This window comes from Aeromonas piscicola (assembly GCF_000820005.1).
Taxonomy (GTDB): Bacteria; Pseudomonadota; Gammaproteobacteria; order Enterobacterales; family Aeromonadaceae; genus Aeromonas; species Aeromonas piscicola.
The window spans coordinates 1-2,907 of record NZ_CDBL01000060.1 but is presented as its reverse complement, the minus strand read 5'-3'; the positions used below and the strand labels follow the sequence as shown (position 1 = coordinate 2,907).

At 39.7% G+C, this 2,907-nt stretch carries 2 protein-coding genes and 2 pseudogenes; 3 read left to right on the top strand and 1 reads right to left on the bottom strand.

The window, feature by feature from the left end; genetic code table 11:
• Positions 1–82: pseudogene (locus tag BN1128_RS26265) on the bottom strand (GNAT family N-acetyltransferase); the annotation flags it as partial.
• Positions 83–252: 170 nt separating this feature from the next.
• Here BN1128_RS26265 and BN1128_RS25485 point away from each other — a divergent pair.
• The 3 genes and pseudogenes from BN1128_RS25485 to BN1128_RS26520 all read left to right on the top strand — a co-directional run.
• Positions 253–735 carry a hypothetical protein gene (locus tag BN1128_RS25485; protein WP_156140400.1) on the top strand — a complete coding sequence of 161 codons (483 nt, stop codon included), beginning with the start codon at positions 253–255 and terminating at the stop codon, positions 733–735.
• An 83-nt stretch (positions 736–818) separates the two neighbouring features.
• On the top strand, positions 819–2,237 hold the full coding sequence (locus BN1128_RS24765; protein WP_082030434.1) for a Shedu immune nuclease family protein: 1,419 nt from the start codon (positions 819–821) through the stop codon (positions 2,235–2,237).
• 111 nt (positions 2,238–2,348) lie between these two features.
• Positions 2,349–2,621, top strand: a pseudogene (locus tag BN1128_RS26520) (type VI secretion system PAAR protein); the annotation flags it as partial.
• Positions 2,622–2,907: the final 286 nt, after the last annotated feature.

The window sequence follows — 2,907 nt, the reverse complement described above, 5'->3', positions numbered from 1 at the left end:
CGCCGCTGGCCACGCTGTCTTGCAGCAGGGTTATGAGCGCAGGCTTGATGCCCAGGGTGGTATCAACCTCAACTATGTCCATCGAGAGTCCTAAGATAAAGTTTAATAGCACACAACATAAAAATTACGATTATCATTCAATCAACAATACCATCGTCCATGATGTTACTTCTTGTCTTATGCCAGACCTATTGGGATACTATTCATTAGTAATCATACCGTAATAAATATATCGAGTGAACCGAGGGGGTTTTGGATGAGTTCAAATCAACACCAATTCAATTTACTGTAGCTATTGTGAGTCTAGTAACGCTGATCGTTGGTGGACTATCTTCTATGTCACTTTTTGAAACAGCTCAAACGCAAGATATTGAGATTGCACAAAATGGAGCATTATATGCTCTAACTATGAGTGTTGCTATAACATTTACCTGTGCCATGGCTGTTAAATTCATGCCAAGTGGAATACCAACATTCGTAGGGTCAATAGTAATTGCATCTATAAATCTTTTTTTAGTGGTACACATTATTGACAGTAATTTGATTGGTGGGCTCCATGGGCAACAATTGAACTCTGCAAGAAATGTTGGATTTTACGGTGTGATGGCGATTTATAGCATTTTTAACTTAAGAATTAGTGTGGATGAATCTACCGATGGTGGAGGACTAATTGTTTCAATAATTTTTTTGCATGTGTGTGGGGTGGTCTGGTTTCAAAGGGTGAAGGATATCTGATAGGTGCATTTAATCCTTCACTACAAGCAGTAAAGGTCATTAATCAGCCGAACGATCAAAAATAATTATTTAAAGGATAAAATATGGCAGAAGAAAGTGTAGAATTAAGCGATTTAGCATATATCTATCCGGAATTGGATTTGGTCGTAAGGGACGATCATTCATCTTTATATTTACAGACATTTGAAAAAACGTCTGAAAACCCATTAAAATTATGGTCTAGACCTAAAGACGAGTGGCATGAACTTGCAAGAGTGTACGATGACCGTATAGAGACATTCCCTATTTTTACAAATCCCCACGCTCAACGATATCTATATAACAAAAATGGGAAATTTTCAAAGATTGTATACGAGCGTAAGCAATTAAAAAATAGAAGGAATATTGGTAATAACATCAGTGATATACAAGACGAGATAGACCGTCAATTAAGTGGGTGGAATATTTTTGATGATTGCAGGCAGGGGTTAGGCTTTAATAATAGTCTTAGGGAACTATGGACTTCTTTATCTTTGATCAAGGATGTGGACACGATAGTTATCAAGTTGAAACCATGCATATCTCAACACGATAATGAAATTCATCTTTCGTTAAAAGAAATTGATGATATAAGACGTGCCTTTAATCGAGGAAATAGAAATAGAAATGATAGGCTTAGGGCCGCTAAAAGGAACTACGTCAAAGAAAAAATATTGACTATCATTGATCCTGATAAGTTCCCAGAGATTATAGAGCTAAGACCAGTCGGCTCCTTAGTTGAATTACAGGTTAATCGAATCAGTAGGGTTGCCGAGGCTGAGAAACAAAAGCAAAAAGTAAGGGTAATCAGGAAGGAATTAGAGACAATTGCGACAGGTGCACCAAAAGAGTTACTAGAACTACATGCTGATATTGAGCGCGTGACACTATCAGGCATGATTAAAAAATTTGAAGGAATGCTACAAGAAAATTTACCAGAACCTAAATGGCAACGATTTTTTGAAGATAACACTTTTGTGTTGACAATGCTGCTATCTAGTCCAGTTCATCTTTTACATACACAGTTTAATGCAAGAGCACAAAATATAACTGGGGAAGGGGCTCAGATTGGAGATTTTTTATTTGGGAGTCGTAGTCGTTCTTTAGCTATCGTTGAAATTAAAAAACCATCCACTGAGCTATTTCAAAGTGGAAGGCCATACAGAAATAATGTATATGCACCACACTATGAAATTAGTGGCGCAATTACCCAAGTTCTGACACAGAAGAGTTCTTTACAAAATCAATGGGCTTACGTGATCTTAAATAATAAATCATTAATTGATTATCATACAGATGTCATAAAATGCATCGTGCTTGCAGGCAAAACGCCAGAGGATGAGGACAAATTAAAGAGTTTTGAAATATTCAGAAACTCATGTAAGGATGTTGAAGTAATTACATACGATGAGCTTCTTGAAAAACTTAAATCTTTGCTAACGCATCTAAACGGTAATCAAATTGAGCAAGTAGACTGTTTTTAGCGTAACGTCACAGATTGGCGCTTTCAGAAAACGCTTTTATGGTCTCGATTGGTACATTGATGATAAAATGCCCTTTTTGTCATCACTATCATTGAGAACAAGGAGCACGGTTTGAGCAAGAACGCCGCGAAAGTAGGGGATATAGGTACAGACCATGACGGGTTTCATCCCACGGCAATCATTTCTGGATCCCCTGATGTGTTCATAGACGGTATCCCAGCCGCCCGTGTAGGTGATCCCCTTGCCCCACATGACAAGCCAAACAATCCACCTCATCCCCGTTCTATTGCTTCCGGTTCCTCTACCGTCTTCATCAATGGTAAGCCTTTGGCTATCACTGGGGGCTCTGTTGACTGCGGCGGGGTTATCATCGGGTCTGGAACTGTCATTGTTGGAGATCAAGCACCAGCAGGGCGAGCGGCACCAGCTCCACAACCTGTAGCACCAGTAGAAATCCCCGCAAAGAATGCCTATTGGCCTCCCTATGACTTTGCCCAGGGTAAGTATCTGGAAGTCGTATACCTGACGCCACCGAATGATTTTGCGGTGTTGACCCTAGAGGAAGCAAAAGAGCTACTGCAAAACCTATATGCCGAAGTTGGCGGTAAAGACACCATTGGTGATCTCAACTCTTACCACGGGCTATTTGATGGCATCAAGACTACTGTTG

Excerpts from the sequence above, each read along its gene's own strand:
- BN1128_RS24765 (WP_082030434.1), top strand. The coding sequence starts at position 819 with ATGGCAGAAGAAAGTGTAGAATTAAGCGATTTAGCATATATCTATCCG.